Raw genomic sequence first — 19,743 nt, forward strand, 5'->3', positions numbered from 1 at the left:
TGGTCATCATAACTTCCCGGTCATGCCTAGCATGACCGGGAAGTTTTTCAATATGGAATAACTTACTTGGAAGCAGCCCAAGTATCGTATGCTTGTTGGTACGTCGATACGAGCTTCTCATACCCCATTTTTTTCATTTGTGCGATATATTTATCCCAATTGGATAATGGCTCTGCACCTGTAACGAATTTCGCTTCCATTTCCTTCACGTATTTATCCAAATCGGAACGGAGTGTTTTGATTTCGGTCTGTTGGTCTACCGTCAGGAATACCGATGGGAAGGGAACTTTCGCAATAGGTGTAAGCTTTGTAGCTGTTTCTTTGTCAATCCAGTCATCAAAGCTAGTACGAAGTCCTAGCACATAGCTGTTCTCGTATGCGCCTGGTGTATTAATACCATAGTTTGGCGTGATGGTACCGCGGTATTCTTCACGATCCTTGCCATCTGGAACAGGCAGCCATTCTTTTTCACCCGTTGCTTTATCCTTGTATTTGAACATCGTTCCTTCAGGTCCATACGTCCAGAAGGAATACCCTTCTTCGCTAAATTGGTAATCAATCCAACGCATACTTGCCTCAGGATTCGGATTCGTATTTGAAATCGCGAAACCGCCGATTGTATTAATACCAGGATGCTTGCCATATACAGGTGTTCCAGCAATATCACTAGATACAGGCTGCATCATCGGGTTATCTTCACTCGGTTCACCACCAAGCGTGAAGTATGGGAAATAATCGGAGAATAAGGCCACTTGATTATTTTTACCTTTCGCTACCTTCTGATCATTGGTTTGTGAGAATGTCTCATGATCCAGTAACTTCTCGTTCCACAAGCGATTCAAGAAAGTTAAGTATTCTTTGTAGCCTGGTTCAGCTTGTGGAAAGTGTACTTTATTATCCTTATCTGTGTAGATATCCTCATTGTACATGCCCCAAAATCCGAAGAAGAACATCCGTAAATCATCTAATTTCACAGAGGCTAGAGGGATCTCATCATCTTTACCGTTACCGTTCGCATCTTCCTCTTTTACCTTCTTCAAATAGGTGTATAGCTCTTCTGTTGTCTGTGGCAATTTGTTCTCCATACCGAATTTCTTCAAGAACTTGCCGTTATACCACATCGGTCCACGGTACCATACTGCAGATGGTTGAATATTACGTAATGCATAGATATGTCCATCCGGTGTTGTCATTGATTTGCGAATATCCGGATTAGCATCAAGAATTTTTTTCAAATTTGGTGCAAAGCCCTCATCAATGTATTTTTCTAAAGGCAGCAACAATCCTTGACTTCCGTAAGTAACTTGATCCGATCCTTTTAGATCCGCCGCATAGAAAATATCGGGAAGCGTACCGCTTGCAAATACTAAATTCTTTTTCGTCTCAAAGCTGTCTTGTGGGGCGTTTTGAAGCTTTAACTTGATATTCGTCATCTTCTCGTATTCCTGAATAACAGGCATCTTGTTCCAATCCTGACGTCCTATATCCGGTGCCATAATGGATAGCTCAATCGGTTTATCCACGATAGGAAAGCCCGTCTTATGAACCTCTGCGGCTGTGTCTGAGCCTTCTGTGCTTGCTGTCCCCTTATCGCTACTTGATCCACATGCAGTAAGAATAGACATTGACATGGAAAGAACTAACAACATGAGTCCAGCTTTACGATAAATCGTCATACAAAAACCTCCCCTTTGTTATTTGTATCTTAAGATCAACCCTTAACAGAGCCAATCATGACACCTTGCACGAAATAACGTTGTAAGAATGGATAGACAACAATAATCGGAAGCGTAGATACGATAATGACCCCATACTTGACAAGTGAAGCAATTTCTGCCTTGTTGTTCTGGGCTGCAGCAGCTGTCGCATCGATAATGCCACCTACTTGAGATTGCATTTCCTGAAGCACGAGAATCTGACGAAGCACAAGCTGCAATGGATACTTCGCATCATCATTCAAGTAGATCATGGCGCCGAAATAGCTGTTCCAATGCCCTACACCGTAGAATAAGGCCATAACTGCGATAATTGGCATCGATAACGGGAGAACAATCCGCAGGAATAAGCGAATATTCGTCGCGCCATCGATTTGAGCCGCATCTTGAAGCTCAGCTGGAATGGAGTTCGCGAAGAAGGTACGAGAGACAATAATATTCCAGATTGACGCTGCGCCAGGAAGTACTAGTGCCCACATCGTGTTGACCATGCCTAGCCCTTTTACCAACATGTATGTAGGGACGAGACCCCCTCCAATGAACATCGTTACCATGAACATCCCCATGAAAAACCCACGGCCTACAAAGTCCTTACGACTGAGTGCATATGCCGCTGGCATCGTAACGACCAAGTTAATCGTTGTGCCTAGCAATGTATACAAAATCGTATTTCCATACCCCGTCCAAATCTTCGAGTTCTGAAATACAATTTCATACCCCTTAAAGGTAATACCTTTTGGAAGAAGCCACATTTCACCGGAAGCAACCATCTTCGGATCACTGATGGATGCGCTAATAATATATAAGATGGGATATGCGACTAACAACAATGCAATTGTCACATACGTATAGGTGCAAATTAGAAATATTCGATCTCGCTTAGATAGCTTTATACCTGATACCATAAATTCCAACCTCCTTCTACCATAGACTGTTCTCGCTCGTACGGCGGACAATTTGATTCACCGTAATAAGCAGGATGCAATTCACAATGGAGTTAAATAAACCAACAGCTGTTGAGAAGCTATATTGCGCATCGACAAGACCAGATCGATAGACAAAGGTTGAAATTACGTCAGAGCTTGACATATTCAATGAATTTTGCAGAAGTAATATTTTCTCAAAACCTACACTTAACAAGCCACCCATATTTAGAATTAATAGAATGGTCATGGTCGGTATAAGCGTTGGAATATTGATGTGGCGAACACGCTGGAAGCGAGAGGCTCCGTCAATAATTGCCGCTTCATGCAAGCCTGGGTCTACACCCGAGAGTGCCGCCAAATAAATAATCGTCCCCCACCCCGCACTCTGCCACACGCCTGAGAATACATACATCGTCTTAAACCAACCAGGGCTTGTCAGAAACTGCGGTGCACTAAAGCCTAAGCCTTCAATGGCATGAATAATCATTCCGTTCGATGGAGACAAGAAGGTAATAATCATCCCCGCCATAACAACGACAGAAATGAAATGAGGAGCATAAGTAACGGTCTGAACAAGTCGCTTGAAGAAGCCATCCTTCACTTCGTTAAACGCAAGCGCCAGAATAATTGGGATTGGGAATCCAATGGCTAATTCATACAAGCTAATACTAAGCGTGTTCCACAGCAAATCCCAGAAATAATACGAGTTAAAAAATCGAATGAAATGATCAAAGCCTACCCACTCACTGCCAAAATAGCCTTTTGACGGTATGTAATTCTTAAAAGCAATCTGAATCCCATACATCGGTCCATAGCTGAAAATGAGGAAGTAAAAAAATGCGGGTGCGATAAAAATGTAAAGCTCCCAATTCTGCCAAATCTTCTTCCATGTCTCGTTTCTTCCCTTACGCTTTTCTTTCGGTTCTGAATTCACAGTTCGCATGTGTACGCTTTCCGTTTCATGCATCGCGACATCCCCTCCTTGTAGGTAATGATGAGAACACCCAGATCATCGAGTGAGCATCATTATCTGTTGCATTGTTATCTATCGCATTGTTGTTAGCGCTTACATTTACAATATAAACAATTGACCCAATCGTAAATATGTCATTCTCGCTTGTCAAAAATTACGTGTTGTAGTGCGGGAATAACCGCGTCACAACGCTATGTGGGCATCATAACAGTATGTCATTCTTGTGCTTTCTCGTTGATCATTTCGTTGTATTACCATGCTCACCTGCACACAGGGCAATGTATGTAAATCTCCACAACATGTGTTTTTTTTGCGTAGTACAACTCAATTCACACATAATCTAACGTTTGTTGACTAATAAATCATGTTTGTTATCTGGATGATAATCGCATTGCTCTTATACAATGAACTTGCGTAAAGCGGTTTCAAGAGCGTGTGAATTTACAAATGACTTACATGAAGGAGTGAACGAGATGAGCGCAAAACCTGAACAACTGAAGCGTAGAAAGCGCTTTACTTGGAGGAAACAAGATTTTGAATTAACACTATTAGCCATTCCCACAACGATTTGGTACATTCTGTTCTGTTACTTACCCATGTTCGGCATTATCATCGCTTTCAAGCAGTTCAAAATTTCTGGGGGCTTTATTAGCAATGTAGTAAATAGTCCTTGGGTCGGTTTTAAAAACTTCGAATTTTTATTTAAATCCAATGATGCCTGGATTATTATCCGCAATACGATTGGGTATAACATCATTTTTATTATTACGGGCATCGTACTCCCAGTGTTGTTCGCGATCATGATTGGATTACTCCATAATCGCAAAGCCAGCAAAGTGTATCAAACGATGATGTTCCTCCCTTATTTCCTCTCTTGGGTCGTCATCTCTGCAGTCGGTTGGGCATTCTTCAGCTTTGACAAAGGGATCCTGAATCAATTTCTCGGTAACATCGGACATGATCCCGTGAATTGGTACATGCAGCCTGAGTATTGGCCTTACATTCTCGTTCTATTAAATATATGGAAAGGTATCGGCTATGGCATGATTATCTATCTCGCTACCATTACAGCGATCGATAGTTCGTATTATGAAGCCGCTGTCATTGATGGAGCCTCAATTTGGCAACAGACTCGCTTCATCACACTACCTTTACTCAAACTGGTGATCGTGATGATGTTCATCCTGTCGGTCGGACGGATATTCTATACCGACTTCGGTCTCTTCTTCCAGGTCACGCGTGATTCTAACTCCTTATATAATGTGGCCACGACCGTTGATGTCCTCGTCTATAAGCAACTGAAAAGCGCAACGATCGGTATGGCATCTGCTGCTGCATTTGTTCAATCCGTTTTGGGATGTATTACGATTCTGTCCGCCAACTGGATTGTGAAGAAGGTTGATCCAGATAGCGCAATGATTTAGGAGGTAAGAACATGGCAACAAAAACCTATGAATCCGGGCTTGATAAGTTTAATCGAACAAGTAAAGGAATTAACATCCTATTTAACTCCATTTTTCTGGTCATCGCACTTGCCTGTGTTGTGCCCGTTATCGTCGTATTATCGATTTCATTAACCAATGAATCTTATATCCGAGACGTTGGCTACAGTATCTTTCCAGCCGATTTTTCTTTTGAAGCTTACAGTTTTATTGCCAAGCAAGGAACGATGATTCTACGTGCTCTAGGCACCTCGACCCTTGTCACTGTAGTAGGTACTGTACTTGGCGTCCTTCTTACAACATCGATGGGTTATGTTATTTCACGCCCGTCATACAAGTTAAAAAGCTTTCTGACTTGGATCGTATTCATTCCGATGGTTTTCAATGGTGGTCTCGTATCCAGTTATTTCATCAATGCAAACTTACTAGGGCTGAAGGATAGTTTCTGGGCTCTGATCTTACCGCTTGCAGTCTCATCCTTTAACGTCATTATTTGTAAAACCTTTTTCACAAGCACGATTCCAGATGGTGTAATCGAATCGGCAGAAATTGATGGTGCTAATCAAATTAGGATCTTCTTCTCGATCATAATGCCTATATCGCTACCTGTTCTCGCAACGATAGGATTGTTCCTATGCTTCAGCTATTGGAACGACTGGTTCCAATCCATGTTGTATATTGATAACCCGAATCTCTACTCGTTACAGGCGTTGCTAAACAATCTAATGACCAATGCCGATGCACTTGCCAGAAATGCTTCAAGTATGGGCGTTAGTTCTGCAGAGCTCATCGCGAAAATGCCTAAAGAGTCCGCGCGTATGGCGGTCGCCATCCTCATCATCTTGCCTGTTGCTTGTGCATATCCATTCTTCCAGAGATATTTCATTTCTGGTCTGACAGTCGGCGCAGTCAAAGGCTAAATTACGAAGTAAGCCAAATTTATACTGGTTTATGATATAGCAAACAACCAATCCATAGGGGGAGTTAAAGTGAAGAAAATCTTCAAGATTGCCTCAACACTCTGTATTCTGACATTAATGGGATCCGCCTTAGCAGCATGCGGTAGTTCCAACAACTCGGCTTCATCGACGAATGAACCAACAAACAACTCTACATCAACAGAAGCAGCAGGTAAAAAGGATATTCCGACCCTGGTATGGTGGCAGATCGGTAATACGCCACTTCCTGCGAACTATAGTAAAGCGATTGACAAGATGAATGAATATACTGCGGAGAAAATCGGGGTAAAAGTTGATCTTCGCGTAGCCAGCTGGGGCGAATGGGATACGAAGATGAACACCATTGTGAACACAGGTGAACCATTCGACATGATGTTCACGAATAACACGAAGTACAGTAAACAAGTCGCGATGGGCGCTCTTACGGACATCACGGATTTAGTCCAAAGCGAAGCCCCTGATCTGTACAAATCCATTCCGTCCGAAGTATGGGATGGCACAAAAGTTGGCGGGAAATACTACGCAGTACCAACCTATAAAGACTCATCTGTTTCTCAATATTGGAGCTATGATGACAAGCTCGTACAGAAATACAACATCGATTACCAGAACATTACATCGATGCAAGATTTAGATAAGCCACTTCATGATATAAAAGCTGGTGAAGGAAAAAGCTTCTACCCACTACGACTTATTCAAAGTGAAGCCTTCTCCGGAATGTTCAATAACTATGATGATTTAACGCTAGGATTCTTCCCTGTAGGTGTAAAAGTAGATGATCCTTCTCGCAAGGTGATCTCCGTTTTTGAACAGCCTGATGTCATGGCAAATTTGAAATTGCTTCATAAATGGTATCAGGATGGAATCATCAACCCAGATGCTCCAACCAAAACAGAAAAAGAAAAATATAACCCATTTGGTACGCAACAAGCCTTCCCAGGTGCAGAGATCGCGATGCAAATCAATGCGGGCGTAGAAAAATTTGTTATGAACAAAACATTTGGTCCTCTTTATACGACAAGTACAATTCAAGGCTCCTTAAACGCAATCTCTGCGAATTCCAAGTACAAAAATGAAGCTTTGAAATATCTGCAATTAGTAAACACAGATTCAAAGCTCCGTAATATGCTAGCATTTGGTGAAGAAGGCGTTGATTTCAAATATGTAGATGGTAAAGATAACGTTATCGAGCGCACATCGGATACATGGCCGCTAGCTGCTTACTCACAAGGTACCTTCTTCAATATGGCTATAACCAAAGGCGCACCTGAAGATCAATGGGACCAAGTGAAGAAATTAAATGAACAAGCTGTAGCCTCCACTGTTCTAGGCTTCGCACTCGATATCAGCGAAATTCAGACAGAAGTTGCGAACGCACAATCTACATTTGATAAATATAAATACGAATTGCTAACAGGTGCTTCTGACCCAGAGAAGATTGTACCAAAAATGTTAGACGAATTGAAAAAAGCCGGACTGGATAAAATAATTCAAAAAGCGCAGGAAGAAATCGATAATTATTTCAAGTAAGCCATACACCAATACGACACATGGTATAGTTTGACAACTATACCATGTGCTTTTGTTGTAGAATAGGCAAGTTGTAATTGATTATATAGATCCTTTTGTACTATATTCAATTACAACCAACATGTATTGAGGTGCCACATGAATACGTTTCTGCGCATTAAAATTTATCGTAGTAAATTTTGGACCTATGTGATATTCATTCTGTTAATCGGACTGACGTTAGGGGCACTAACCAGTGCCATCGTCATCAATCAGTCCGTTGGTAATGCCCGCATCGAGGCTGCAAATGCCTTTTCTCGCACAGAGAACAACTTACAGAATGACGCAGATCGTATTGAAGCTTATATGCAGCGTATTTATTCAAATCAAGATTTGATGAACGATGCTAGCTATTTTCTGAGTCCAACCATTGATGAGTATCTTACTAAACGATTAAAGAACAGTACATTCAATCAACGACCGCTTATCTCTTTTCCTGAAGATGTGAAAACTTATCTGTACAATTGGGCGCAAGGAGATATTACACAAATTAGTGTTCATACAGTGAAGCAAGGCAATGTTATAGACTTTAATAGTAATGGCATTCCCCACTTCCAGTTTGGTCTATCCAATGATGATCTTATGTTTACTGAGAATAATCAACGGGGGTTTGTATATCGCAAAAAATTGCTTCAGCTTGCGGAGGGTTCCGCCGAAATTCGCTTTCAAATTAGCAGTGAGCGAATTTTTAGCATCGTTAATAATTATCAGCTTGGCCATGCAGCAGCGATTAATGAATCAGGAGAAGTGTATCTGATCGGCAACGACAATCCAATGTCTGAGCAGATTATTCAGCAGGCCATTGCCAATAAAAATACGCATGGTGTAATACTAAAAAACTGGATGTCTCCCATTTTCTATGTCACTTTCCCATCTACCAAATTTAATTATAAGTTTGTTAGCACCATTGAATTAAAGGTATTGGTTCAGCAGCATGCGTCTACGCTTATTTTATTATTTCTAGTTATTTTAACAGCCATGATCTGTGTTCTTTTACTCGTTGTCTATAACCTGCGAGATGACGCACGATTCCTGCACCGTATTATTCAGTCTATAAAACGCGTGAAGACAGCGAACTTCACTCCAAACAAACCTGCACGCTATCGTCGAAATGAATATGGTATGATTGCACGTGAAGTGGATGACATGATTCACAAGTTAGATAAACATATTCGTAATGAATATTTGCTAAAATTGAAACAGCAAGAAGCTGAAATGAAAGCGCTACAGCATCAAATTAATCCTCATTTTCTATATAACACCTTGGAGGTCATTCGTTCTACCGCATTAGTCAATCAAGATGCGCATACAGCCGATGCGATTGCTACCTTAGGTGCCCTTTATCGTGAAATGGTAAAAAAAGAGAACATTATCTCTATTGGAAGCGAGTTAGAGCTACTCGAAAAATATTTAAAAATTATGGAGTTCAAGTATCCTGACCACTTTTATTACCAGATTGATATGGAAGATTCGTTACTCCATGTACCCACCATTAAGTTTTGGATGCAGCCTTTGGCGGAGAACTTTTTCATTCATGGCTTTGACAAAGAGAAAGAATTTAATTTATTTGTCGTCAAGGGTAGCGAAGATGAGCATTACTACAGATTGGAATTTATTGATAACGGGGTGTGGATTGAGGAAGAACGCTTAGCCGATATACGACGAATACTGTCTAGTAAACATGAAATATCGACCAAGAGTATTGGTTTATATAATGTTTATGCAAGATTGAACTTTTACTATGATGAAGGTTTTTCAATGCACATTGAGAATAATGATGAAGCAGGCGTAAGGATTTCTGTACAGATTTCTAAAGAGGTGACTAGAGATGTACAAACTTTTAATCGTTGATGACGAGCCACAAATTTTAGAAGGCATGAAACGAATTCTAGATTGGAAGCACTATGGATTTGATTATGTCGAAACCTGTGTTTCGACGGATGCTGCTGTATCCAGAGCCGTACAATTAATTCCTGATATCGCTATTTTTGATGTATGTATTGGTAAAAATCTTGGTTATGATGCCATTCGACAACTCAATGAAGTTCAACTTCCTACGAAATATATAATTATGAGCGGGTATAGTGATTTTAGCTACGCTCAACAGGCTATCCGATGTGGGGTCAAAGATTATTTATTAAAGCCATTAGAGAAAGAAAAGCTCCAGCAAGTTATCGAGAAAATAATTGTTGACGATCTTCATGGTAGCATTGGGGATCCACAGACGAGCACTGCCCACTTGGATCCAGTCATGGGTGTTCCTTACGATTCGTTATCGAAGCTAGTAAATCGCATTTTGCTCATGGTCAGAGAAGATTTTAATCAGAATATTACCTTAAAATCTGTCGCCGATCGTTTTCAAATGAATAGCACCTATCTCGGGCAATTGTTCATTAAAGAAACGAATATGAAGCTTTCCGAATATTTAATGCTGTATCGCATGCAACGTGCTAAAGAGCTTATCCAGACCACGAATGAGAAAATCCATTGGATCGCATGTTCAGTCGGATATAATAATATGAATTATTTCTACACACATTTCCATAGCTATTACGGAAAATCTCCTTCCGATCTGCGCTAAAAAAGTTAGACAACGATTTGCTACCAAGAACGAGTCAAGGAGATGCATGTCATGTATAAACGTTGGTTTATCTTTGGCCTTTTTCTATTACTAATCATTCAATTAATCGGTTGCACCAAACATACAGAGGCTCCAATATCTAATAATGAAACGCCCGTTAACCTTATTTATTATACGATCGGCGAGCCGGACAATGATCTACGTAAGGTGAATGACAAAATAAATGAAGTCCTTTTGCGTAAAATCGGCATTACGATCACCTATAACAAAATTGGCTGGCAAGAATACGATAGCCGATTAAATACAATTATTTCATCCGATACCCCCTTTGATATTGCCTTTGCGCCGGATTACTCTACGTATGCAAAACAGGGAAAGTGGTTGAAGCTGAATGACTATTTAATGAACCAAGGCAAGGACATGTATAATGCAATTGATCCAATCTTCTGGAAAGGTGTCCGTTTACCTGATGGCAGCATTTACGGCATACCGACGAATAAAGAATTAGCCGTAGTTGAGCATTGGATGTATCCCGCTGACCTTGTAAAGAAATATCACATTGATATTACGAAATACAACACGCTAGAATCGCTAGAGCCACTGTTACGTATGATTCAAATAAATGAGCCCGATTACTTGCCCATGGAATTTAACCGGGATGCTCATAATTTCTTTAAGATGTATGGATATGAATATATAACGAACTATAAAATTCCATTAATGATTCAATCGACACAATCAAATGCTTCGATCGTCAATATTTTCGAAACGGATGTAGCCAAACAAATTTTAAAGACCGTTCGACGATACTATCAACTTGGTTTCATTAATAAAGATGCTGCGCTGCGTGAACCAAGTTCACTTCAACGCGGGTTGAAAGTTTTCTGGAAATCCGCAAGCGGAGGCCCGCTATCCGAGAGTGTTTGGAGTAAGGATCTGGGCTATCAAGTGGTCGCTCATCCGGTAACACAAGAAGTGGCAACGACAGAATCCGTTCTTGGCGGCATGATGACTGTAAATGCAAATACGAAGCATCCGGAGGAAAGTATTAAATTTCTAAATTTATTAAATACCGATCCCGAATTACGTAATTTATTCAACTATGGGATCGAAGGAGTCCATTACAATTTAAACAAAGTGGGCCAGGTTATCCTCATTTCACCAAATTATACTGGGATACAGTATACACAAGGCAATTGGTTTATCTTAAAAACACTTGGTGGAAAATATCCTGATCCGCTAGATAAATGGGAACAATACAGAGCGTACAATGCTAAAGTGGTGGAATCTAAAGTACTCGGCTTTAATCCAGACCTTTCCTCGCTATCTGAGCAAGTCGATGAGATCGAAATCGTCTGGAATAAATATTATCCGATTCTCATGACCGGCAGTGTCGATGTCGATACCTTTCTGCCTAAATTCAATCAAGAGTTACACGAAGCAGGTATTGACGACGTACGCAAAGCCATTCAAGCGCAGTTAAATACTTGGCAGAAGCATCAATCCAAGTAAGGTGAGGTTAGCATCTTTAACCGATGCTGAAGAACTTTCTAGACTAACGAATTGGTTGCCGTAGCAGAGATAAGTGGTAAAATCAATAGTATGAAGGTTCTGACTGGTAGAAGGAATAACGCTGCGATTAAAAAGTGTGAACAGTGCAATTATGTTAAAGACGATGAACAGATGTTAAAGAAAAGGTTGGAGGATTAAATTAAATAAAAATCGCTCCTTTGAAAATGGTTGGGTGGTACCTCCATTTTACCAAAACGAGCGATTTTTTTGTTAGGTTTTTTAGATTGAAGAGACTATTTCCGCTTAAACAGTGAAGAGAACGGACTGATTGTGGAAAAGCGGAGCGATGACGTTAATCCTAGTTAAAATCAAAGCTGTCCCAAGTAGCCATTTCTATGGCTTTTGGGACAGCCTCTTTTTCACATCCATATTCATCAAATACTCTACGGATACAGGACCATTCCACCATCAGCAAATATCGTAACTCCCGTCACATAGCTTGCTTCTTGAGACAGTAACCAAGCTACAGGTGCAGCAATTTGTTCCGGTGTTCCAATTTGACGTGAAGGAATTTTGTTCAATATTTGTTCAGTAATCTGCGGATCACTGAGTAATTTACCGTTCATAGGCGTATCAATCGCTCCAGGAGCAACGGCATTAATCCGAATTCCTCGATCGGCATATTCACGTGCTAATGATTCCGTTAATAGCTTTAACCCACCTTTGGACGAAGCATAATGTACATATTGAGACTTAGGAATCTGTTGATGCACGCTCGTTACATTCACAATACTTCCCTGCATATCTTTCTTCAGTAGATATTTGATCGTTTCTTGGCACCCTAGGAATGTTCCGCGCAGATTCACATCCATGATCCGATTCCACTCATCTATAGGTAATCGCTCTGATGGATATTGAGACTGTACCCCTGCATTATTAACAATTCCATGTAATGTTCCGAAATGACCTACCGCCACATCAACTAATTTATTGGCGGTATCCACTTGTCCTACATCACCTTGGCACGCAACAGCTTGCCCGCCTGAGGCTTCAATGAGCGCAATCGCTTCCTCGGCTAAAGCTTTACTTTGATCACTCGTAAAATTGATAACGACTTTACATTTTTCTTTGCCCAAGCGAAGCGCGATCCCTCTACCAATGCCTTGCGCTGCACCTGTGACAATAAATACCTTTCCCTGTAAATCGTCAAACATAGGAACATCTCCTTACACTACGTCGTATGACTTCCATTCATCGAGCTACTCCATGATAATTTCAATGCAAATGTCTTTGTCTGCTGCGCCTTGATCTCAATGGCTTCACCACGTTGGATCGATTCCTGTAACCCCGCTTCATGTGAAGCCGAATTTGGTTCTACACCCATGACATAACAGGCCCCGTAGAATGGATAGTCTTGAAGACCATTAAATTCTTGCCACAACCACAGGTTTGGCATCGTGTCTACATCCCATTTTACACGAACACGTAAATCCATTTTATCATTTATAATCGTATAGCATCCCATCGTCAACTCTTTTAGAATCGCAAAATCTGTAGCCTTTCCTGAAGGAACATGTCCTAGATCACAACTCATATCTTCGATCGGCCATGAAAATACACCTTTTTTCAAACGAGATAATTCCGAATCCCGCTCATACGATTCGACCGATCTCGCAGGTGCTTCAAGCCGTGTTCCAGGTCCAATGAATGGCGCACCGAACGCGATATGCTGTCCCCATTCGGCATACAAAGCTTGCTGCCCCTGATTCGTAACGGATTCCTTCAACTCAATGCACTGCTCTACTTCGTCTATCGTTACAATTCGCTCCATCGCAAAAGGTGATTTATAGAGTAGTGTGGAGAATATAATCTGAACCTTTGTATCCGTTACTTCTCCGAGCTTATATGTCCAGGGTACCTGACAAGCCTCGCCGTGAAAATTATGCATAACTCCATAGTTATAGCTATCATCCCCTGCATTGGGGAATAAAATTTGCCAGCCCCCCGGGTAGCTTTGTAACCAGCGCTCCTTGGACGTATGACAGAAATCGATGCGATTCCCTAGCTTGGAGATTCCCCAAGGGCTTTCCCATAATATATTCGTACGATCAATACAAATTTTATAGATATCTCCACCTTTCTCTGGCAGAAACTCTACAATTAATCCGTCTCCCACGACCTGTAACACGTCCATGTGACCAGGGTTTGAAATGGTCCGAATGTCCATATTACAGGATCCCGAACTTCTCAAATACCTCGGATACTTTCATCCCCTTCAAAATATGCTCACGAACCATATTCTCTCCGTTCACCTTCTCGAATGCTTTTGCAATGACTTCATCCTCGACATCCTTCGGAACGACAACAATACCATCTATATCTCCGAAAATAAGATCACCTGGCTGTATCTGTACGTCACCAATTTTGATCGGTACATCAAAATCAATCACCTCATTGCGGGCATAAGAATCGGTTGGACGCGTCCCTTTTACAAACACAGGGAAGCCTAGTTGTTTGATTTTCTTTACATCACGGCACAGGCCATCAATAACAGCACCTCTACCTCCAGCCACCTTCGTAGCTGCGGACATTAACTCACCGAAGAAGGCAGAGCGCTCGGAACCCCCGACATCACCAACAAAAACTTCACCAGGCTGCATACCATCTAGCACTTCAATTTGCTTTTTATAGGCTTGAGCCGGTTTTCGATAGACGTCTGCTACTTGGACTGTTTTGGCGTAACCGCATACGACCATATCCGGGTCTAGGGGACGAATATGCTGTGGTAATGCCTGATTACGTAGCTCTAGACTATCCAAAATATCAGATATGACGGCAGAATATAGTTTTTCTTGCAATTGATCTAAATAGGCTTGATTTTTCATAAGATTCATCCCTTTTCTATAATATTTATGCTCTTATTCTTGTTCAACTTGACGCATAATGGCACGCATATAACCTAACGCATACGCCATCCCCGCATGCCAAGGCGCATCACAAGTCATTAGTGGCGTATGGTCGGGTATAAGTACACCTGTAAACTGATGCTTCTTCAATACACGTAATGCTTTCAACATATCAATATCACCTTCATCGACAAAAACCTCTGTGTAATGAGGCACCTTCCCTTTAACATTACGAAAATGAACATATGAAATTTTATCCTGTGAAGCATATTGATCAATCGCTTCATACACATCTCCACTCACCATTTCTTGAATAGAGCCCATACAGAACTCAATCGAATTACTTTGGCTAGGAACAAGGTCTATCATTTTCTGATATTTATCAGGCTCATTCACTAATCGAGCATGCTGACGGATTTGCGGCATCGGCGGATCATCTGGATGTAATGCTAATTTAACCCCAGCTTCTTCCGCAACAGGTAGAACACGTTCTAGAAAATAGGCCAAACGATCCCATATTTCTTGCTCCGAGGTTGGTGAGAGATATCCCTTATCTAACAAACTCGCGTCATACGTCATATTCCATACCTGACCCAGTGGGATTGGATGATTTAACTCATTGCTGTCAGGATGAAACGTCGATGTTAGCGCTCCTCCTCGTGCAGATGGCTTTTGAATATGTCCCCACACACCAGCAATACTGAAGTTATATCCAATTACAGGAATCCCTGCTCGACCTACATTCCGGATGATCTGCTTAATCTGTTCAATTTGTTCTTCTCGTTTTGGGCCAGCAAGTAACACATCATACCAATCCGATGGATTAAAATTTTCAATCGCTGCGAATTCAAGTCCTTCTTGATTGAGCTCTTCTTTTAATTTCACAAGATTCTCATATTCCCAGATTGGGTCATTTAAGCGTGCTACACCATAATTTCGTTGCCCATCTGTTGAAGGAAGTCCCTCATCATCAATATCTCCATAATAATTTACGAGATGGACAACAACCGCCTCACAGCCTGCCTGTTTCGCAAATCGATAATAATCTGTATGTAACATATGACGATATAAACCAATACCTAATCGCATTTCTTTTGCTCCTTTACATGCTTGGTTAGATCCTCCAATCTAAAATCTGAAATATCAGTTTAAACAAGCATAAACGACTACGTCGTCCTTTTAGAAGCGAATAGCGTTTGTGCAGGAAATACCAGTCAGTTTAGATTGCCCCACCATTCTCTTCTATTAGAAACATCATGTGTTTCTTACTCTTCTCCAAGTGCGACACGAGTAAATGAGTCGCTTGTTCCAGGCGATCTTGCTTTATTTCCTCAATAATCTGCTCGTGCTCTAGCAAACCTTCATTAGATCGATCGAAGTTCTGGAAATGAAATATACGTGAAATATACAGAAAGCTATTTAAGAGCTCATATTGATTTAGAATTAACTGATTATGGCTCATCGTCACAATAGCTTTATGAAACAGAACATCTGCTTCTAGAAATTGTTCATACAAAAATTGGGGACTATTCAGATGGGTACTTGCACGCTCCACAAACTCTGTTAATTTCGTAACAAGATGCTCACGATCTTCCTGCGATAGGTGTTCTATGCACCATTTCTCAATCATGATGCGAGCATCCATCACTTCAGCGATTCGCCCACTCGTTAATTGACTCACATAGGTACCTGACCGTGATACGACTTCAATAAGTCCATCATTCGCCAATCGATGGATCGCAAGCTTCACAGGAGTTTTACTAACCCCCATCTTCTCACTTAAATCATTGAGATCCAGTCGTGCACCACCTTTATATTCCCGCGTAAGGATTTGATTCTTCAAAATTTGGTACACTTGCTCATTTAAATCTAGTCGTTCAATTTTTACATTCATAGGACAACTCCAATTGATTCAAGTTTAAACTGAAATATCAGATATTAGATTTAATCATTATAAGATGCATCTTACAGAAATTCAATACTTAATTGCAGACTTTCGAATGTGTGCGCCATGCCTTCGGCGTTACACCAATTAATTTCTTGAAGACCGTCGCGAAATGTTGGCTCGTCTTAAACCCAAGCTCCATAGCAACATCCGTTATGCTCACCTTCGATTCCTCTAACATACGACAAGCACAGTCCATTCGAATCCGATCCATAAACGCTGTTGGTGATTGTCCGTTCATTTCACGAAATATACGGTAAAAGTGCGACTCACTTAAACCAATCTCCGACGCAAGCTGTCCTATCGTATAGCGTTCAGATGGATTCTGTTCCAGTCTTGTCTTAAGCTCCAGCGTATACGCGTGCATATCATGCGACTGCGCTTTGAGTGGAGTGTTATGCAAAATGCGTTGTAGAATTTCCAGAACTCCATGACGAATCTGAAATTCCACAAGCTCTGTATCCTGCTGGTTAATTAACTGTTGGACCCTTTTGAAATAATCTACGATTTCCTTGCTAACCAACTGAATACGAGGACAGCGATGTATCCATTGTGCAAATACTTGGCGTTCAGCATCATCCAGTCCGAACCAATGACCATGCTGCAGCGGATCACGAACGATGATCCACCAGATCCTACATGGCCCAATATAATCAAAACTAGCACGGTGACGTTCACCAGGTCGTGTATAAATGATATGCTGTGCGCTCGTTGGGTGAAATTGTCCATTAACTTCCCACACTGCGGTTCCTTGCTCCATATATACAAACTCATAAGCATCTTCGTGCACGTGATTTGTCAAAGGCATGGCTCTACTGAAATGGTCGTATCCCAGAAGGATCAGATCTTTAACATGGGCTGCAGGACCCTCTTCCCAATCGATTAAATATACCCAGCGTTCACTCTTTATAGCGTCTGTCATCGTATACACGCTGCCTCTCTTCTGATCACATTAGCTTACTCCGAATCGTATATTTGCTCATTTATGTTTCTGATCCTATTAGATACAAATTGAAAAGTCAAATGATATAAATTGTTTTAAACTGAAAGCGTAAACACGAATAAGGAGTGATAAACGTGCCACACAGCACACCACAGATCCATGTTGTATTCAAGACACATTTAGATATCGGATATACCGATCTCGCTAAACATGTTACTGATCGTTATATGAAACTATTTTTCCCAAGTGCGATCACAACAGCACAGTACTTTGATGAACATCCTGATCAAGGTTCTTTTATTTGGACAACGGGTTCTTGGTTAATTCATCACTTACTCAAACATGGAACAACCGAGGAGAAACAGCAAGTAGAGGAAGCTATTGCAAAAGGTTATTTAAGATGGCATGGCCTCCCTTTCACGACCTATACCGAATTATACGATGCCGAGCTTCTAGATTACGGTATTCAAATGGCCACACGTCTTGACCAACGCTTTGGTATCCACACCATTGCAGCCAAAATGACGGATGTCCCTGGTCATACACGTGCGCTGATTACACATATGGCCAAGGCGGGTATGAAGTATCTTCATTTAGGTGTAAACCCATCAAGCCATGTTCCTCATGTTCCTGAGATGTTTTTGTGGAGAAATCCAGATGGTTCTGAAATCGTCGTTCAATATAGTAAAGATTATGGAACAACCTTCGAAACAGAAAGCTTGAATGATGTTTTATACTTTGCTCATACGCATGATAATCATGGTCCTTCCACCGTTGAACAAATTAAAGCGGAATTCACTCAACTTCGTGAGGCCTATCCACATGCGGATATCAGAGCATCCACGTTGGATCAATATGCCGAGAAGGTATGGGCCATTCGTGATACGTTACCGATCGTCGAAGAAGAGATTGGGGATAGCTGGATCCATGGATCTTCGACTGATCCCTACAAATTAGCTTGTTATCGTGAACTACTTCGCTTAAAGAGTAAATGGCTACTAGAAGGATCTCTTGCTGCAGCCGACGAGGAATATCACAACTTCTGCGATGAATTAATTATGATTCCTGAGCATACGTGGGGTGTAGATATTAAGCGTTATCTGGCAGATTACATTCATTATGATAAGGAAGATTTTCAGCAAGCACGAGCTCGAGACAAGGTTGATGTGAACTTAAACCCACTTGAATATCGTTTTTACGAAAAAAATTCACGCGCTGAAATGATCGAGATGTTCGGCGTGGAAGCCGTGGAGAAGCTTAGTGCCCGCTCATTTAGTCTCATGGAGCAGTCTTGGCAAGAGCAACGGGAATATTTAGAAAATGCCGTATCTACTCTGGGCGTAAAACGTCAGATCGAAGCACGAGCTGCTCTAGCCGCATTACGACCGGTTCGTCCACAGATTGCTAATGCGGATGCGACAATCCTGTACACGGATCAATCCTATACTTTAGGAGTCTTTGAGGTCGTGTTTGAGGATAACGGTTCTATTATCAGTTTGCTAGACCAACGTAATCGAGAGTGGGCTGGGCCGAACAACCCGATCGGATTATTCTCATATGAGACTTTCTCCCAAGCGGATTATGATCTTTGGTACCGTGAATATCACGTGCGATGGAAAAATACGCATGTATGGGCAACCGGAGATTTCGGGAAACCAGGTATGGATCTGACGAAAGAATGGATAATGCATACCGTGACGAAACCCAAACTATTATCCTTGCAAGCATTATGTGGAGAAGAACAGGATGTTGTCCTTGCTACGTTAAAGATGCCTAGAGCAGCTAGTGAAGGAATGGGTGCTCCACGAGAGTTGACCATCGAATATATATTTAAGAAGCACACTGCTACCGTAGAATGTAAGCTTCAATGGTTCCATAAGGATGCATATCGCCTCCCAGAAGCAGCATGGATGAGCTTCAATCCGATCGTCAATAATCCAAATCAATGGAAGCTTGATAAAATCGGACAACTCACTTCCCCACTAGACGTTGTTAAAGGGGGAAATCGCAATCTGCATGCGGTAGATCAGGGCATGTATTATGCGGCAGCGGACGGTCAAGTGGATATCACGACATTAGATGCCGCGCTTGTATCTCCTGGAGAACCACGGCTTGTGCAATTTGATCATACATTTGCTTCACTTACTGGAGGAATGCATGTCAATTTACACAACAATGTCTGGGGTACAAATTTCCAGGCTTGGTACGAAGAAGATGCGTTATTCCGCTTCAAGCTGAAATTCCAATCTCATCTCTAATCATAAAATACCTG

At 41.4% G+C, this 19,743-nt stretch carries 16 protein-coding genes; 7 read left to right on the plus strand and 9 right to left on the minus strand.

Translation table 11 applies throughout. From position 1 onward, the window contains the following. Window positions 1-62: 62 nt before the first annotated feature. From PAENI_RS16820 to PAENI_RS16830, 3 genes are read right to left on the minus strand one after another with little or no spacing between them, the layout of a single operon-like run. Window positions 63-1,676, minus strand: a complete 1,614-nt coding sequence (locus PAENI_RS16820; RefSeq protein WP_149646089.1) for an extracellular solute-binding protein — start codon at window positions 1,674-1,676, stop codon at window positions 63-65. A gap of 35 nt (window positions 1,677-1,711) precedes the next feature. After that, a complete protein-coding gene (locus PAENI_RS16825) occupies window positions 1,712-2,620 on the minus strand; it encodes a carbohydrate ABC transporter permease (protein ID WP_076286257.1) in 909 nt (302 codons plus the stop codon). Window positions 2,621-2,636: 16 nt separating this feature from the next. Further along, a complete protein-coding gene (locus PAENI_RS16830) occupies window positions 2,637-3,584 on the minus strand; it encodes an ABC transporter permease (RefSeq protein WP_149646179.1) in 948 nt (315 codons plus the stop codon). Window positions 3,585-4,087: 503 nt separating this feature from the next. Here PAENI_RS16830 and PAENI_RS16835 point away from each other — a divergent pair. The 6 genes from PAENI_RS16835 (at window position 4,088) to PAENI_RS16860 (ending at window position 11,677) form a co-directional block, all read left to right on the plus strand. After that, window positions 4,088-5,038, plus strand: a complete 951-nt coding sequence (locus PAENI_RS16835) for an ABC transporter permease (protein ID WP_149646090.1) — start codon at window positions 4,088-4,090, stop codon at window positions 5,036-5,038. Between the two features lie 11 nt (window positions 5,039-5,049). Beyond that, a complete protein-coding gene (locus PAENI_RS16840; protein WP_149646091.1) occupies window positions 5,050-5,976 on the plus strand; it encodes a carbohydrate ABC transporter permease in 927 nt (308 codons plus the stop codon). A 69-nt stretch (window positions 5,977-6,045) separates the two neighbouring features. Then, window positions 6,046-7,545 (plus strand): ABC transporter substrate-binding protein, encoded by a 1,500-nt coding sequence (locus tag PAENI_RS16845; RefSeq protein WP_149646092.1) that lies wholly within the window; start codon window positions 6,046-6,048, stop codon window positions 7,543-7,545. Window positions 7,546-7,683: 138 nt separating this feature from the next. After that, window positions 7,684-9,435 (plus strand): sensor histidine kinase, encoded by a 1,752-nt coding sequence (locus tag PAENI_RS16850; RefSeq protein ID WP_149646093.1) that lies wholly within the window; start codon window positions 7,684-7,686, stop codon window positions 9,433-9,435. Further along, on the plus strand, window positions 9,413-10,165 hold the full coding sequence (locus PAENI_RS16855) for a response regulator transcription factor (protein WP_076286262.1): 753 nt from the start codon (window positions 9,413-9,415) through the stop codon (window positions 10,163-10,165). Before PAENI_RS16850 ends, PAENI_RS16855 begins: the two co-directional genes overlap by 23 nt. Before the next feature lie 51 nt (window positions 10,166-10,216). Next, complete coding sequence (locus PAENI_RS16860; protein WP_262495634.1) at window positions 10,217-11,677, plus strand: ABC transporter substrate-binding protein; 1,461 nt, start codon at window positions 10,217-10,219, stop codon at window positions 11,675-11,677. A 443-nt stretch (window positions 11,678-12,120) separates the two neighbouring features. Here PAENI_RS16860 and PAENI_RS16865 read toward each other — a convergent pair whose 3' ends face one another. The 6 genes from PAENI_RS16865 to PAENI_RS16890 all read right to left on the minus strand — a co-directional run bounded on the left by PAENI_RS16865 (window position 12,121) and on the right by PAENI_RS16890 (window position 17,450). Continuing rightward, complete coding sequence (locus tag PAENI_RS16865; protein ID WP_149646095.1) at window positions 12,121-12,891, minus strand: glucose 1-dehydrogenase; 771 nt, start codon at window positions 12,889-12,891, stop codon at window positions 12,121-12,123. A 17-nt stretch (window positions 12,892-12,908) separates the two neighbouring features. After that, the gene (locus tag PAENI_RS16870) at window positions 12,909-13,904 is read right to left on the minus strand and encodes a DUF4432 family protein (protein ID WP_149646096.1); all 996 of its coding nucleotides are present in this window, start codon (window positions 13,902-13,904) and stop codon (window positions 12,909-12,911) included. A 1-nt stretch (window position 13,905) separates the two neighbouring features. After that, window positions 13,906-14,562 carry an RraA family protein gene (locus PAENI_RS16875; RefSeq protein ID WP_179086738.1) on the minus strand — a complete coding sequence of 219 codons (657 nt, stop codon included), beginning with the start codon at window positions 14,560-14,562 and terminating at the stop codon, window positions 13,906-13,908. Window positions 14,563-14,595: 33 nt separating this feature from the next. Then, window positions 14,596-15,672 (minus strand): mannonate dehydratase, encoded by a 1,077-nt coding sequence (locus PAENI_RS16880; RefSeq protein ID WP_149646097.1) that lies wholly within the window; start codon window positions 15,670-15,672, stop codon window positions 14,596-14,598. Window positions 15,673-15,802: 130 nt separating this feature from the next. Beyond that, window positions 15,803-16,477 carry a GntR family transcriptional regulator gene (locus PAENI_RS16885; RefSeq protein ID WP_076286268.1) on the minus strand — a complete coding sequence of 225 codons (675 nt, stop codon included), beginning with the start codon at window positions 16,475-16,477 and terminating at the stop codon, window positions 15,803-15,805. Between the two features lie 88 nt (window positions 16,478-16,565). Then, window positions 16,566-17,450, minus strand: coding sequence for an AraC family transcriptional regulator (locus tag PAENI_RS16890; protein ID WP_076300565.1), 885 nt, complete (start codon window positions 17,448-17,450; stop codon window positions 16,566-16,568). A 155-nt stretch (window positions 17,451-17,605) separates the two neighbouring features. On the opposite strand from PAENI_RS16890, the gene PAENI_RS16895 reads away from it, so the two are divergent. After that, window positions 17,606-19,729, plus strand: coding sequence for a DUF5054 domain-containing protein (locus tag PAENI_RS16895; RefSeq protein ID WP_188114604.1), 2,124 nt, complete (start codon window positions 17,606-17,608; stop codon window positions 19,727-19,729). Window positions 19,730-19,743: the final 14 nt, after the last annotated feature.

Origin of the sequence: Paenibacillus sp. B2(2019), assembly GCF_008370385.1 — a bacterium.
Lineage (GTDB): Bacteria > Bacillota > Bacilli > Paenibacillales > Paenibacillaceae > Paenibacillus_AQ.

Excerpts from the sequence above, each read along its gene's own strand:
- PAENI_RS16820 (WP_149646089.1), bottom strand. The coding sequence starts at position 1,676 with ATGACGATTTATCGTAAAGCTGGACTCATGTTGTTAGTTCTTTCCATG.
- PAENI_RS16825 (WP_076286257.1), bottom strand. The coding sequence starts at position 2,620 with ATGGTATCAGGTATAAAGCTATCTAAGCGAGATCGAATATTTCTAATT.
- PAENI_RS16830 (WP_149646179.1), bottom strand. The coding sequence starts at position 3,584 with ATGCGAACTGTGAATTCAGAACCGAAAGAAAAGCGTAAGGGAAGAAAC.
- PAENI_RS16835 (WP_149646090.1), top strand. The coding sequence starts at position 4,088 with ATGAGCGCAAAACCTGAACAACTGAAGCGTAGAAAGCGCTTTACTTGG.
- PAENI_RS16840 (WP_149646091.1), top strand. The coding sequence starts at position 5,050 with ATGGCAACAAAAACCTATGAATCCGGGCTTGATAAGTTTAATCGAACA.
- PAENI_RS16850 (WP_149646093.1), top strand. The coding sequence starts at position 7,684 with ATGAATACGTTTCTGCGCATTAAAATTTATCGTAGTAAATTTTGGACC.
- PAENI_RS16855 (WP_076286262.1), top strand. The coding sequence starts at position 9,413 with ATGTACAAACTTTTAATCGTTGATGACGAGCCACAAATTTTAGAAGGC.
- PAENI_RS16860 (WP_262495634.1), top strand. The coding sequence starts at position 10,217 with ATGTATAAACGTTGGTTTATCTTTGGCCTTTTTCTATTACTAATCATT.
- PAENI_RS16865 (WP_149646095.1), bottom strand. The coding sequence starts at position 12,891 with ATGTTTGACGATTTACAGGGAAAGGTATTTATTGTCACAGGTGCAGCG.
- PAENI_RS16870 (WP_149646096.1), bottom strand. The coding sequence starts at position 13,904 with ATGGACATTCGGACCATTTCAAACCCTGGTCACATGGACGTGTTACAG.
- PAENI_RS16875 (WP_179086738.1), bottom strand. The coding sequence starts at position 14,562 with ATGAAAAATCAAGCCTATTTAGATCAATTGCAAGAAAAACTATATTCT.
- PAENI_RS16880 (WP_149646097.1), bottom strand. The coding sequence starts at position 15,672 with ATGCGATTAGGTATTGGTTTATATCGTCATATGTTACATACAGATTAT.
- PAENI_RS16885 (WP_076286268.1), bottom strand. The coding sequence starts at position 16,477 with ATGAATGTAAAAATTGAACGACTAGATTTAAATGAGCAAGTGTACCAA.
- PAENI_RS16890 (WP_076300565.1), bottom strand. The coding sequence starts at position 17,450 with ATGACAGACGCTATAAAGAGTGAACGCTGGGTATATTTAATCGATTGG.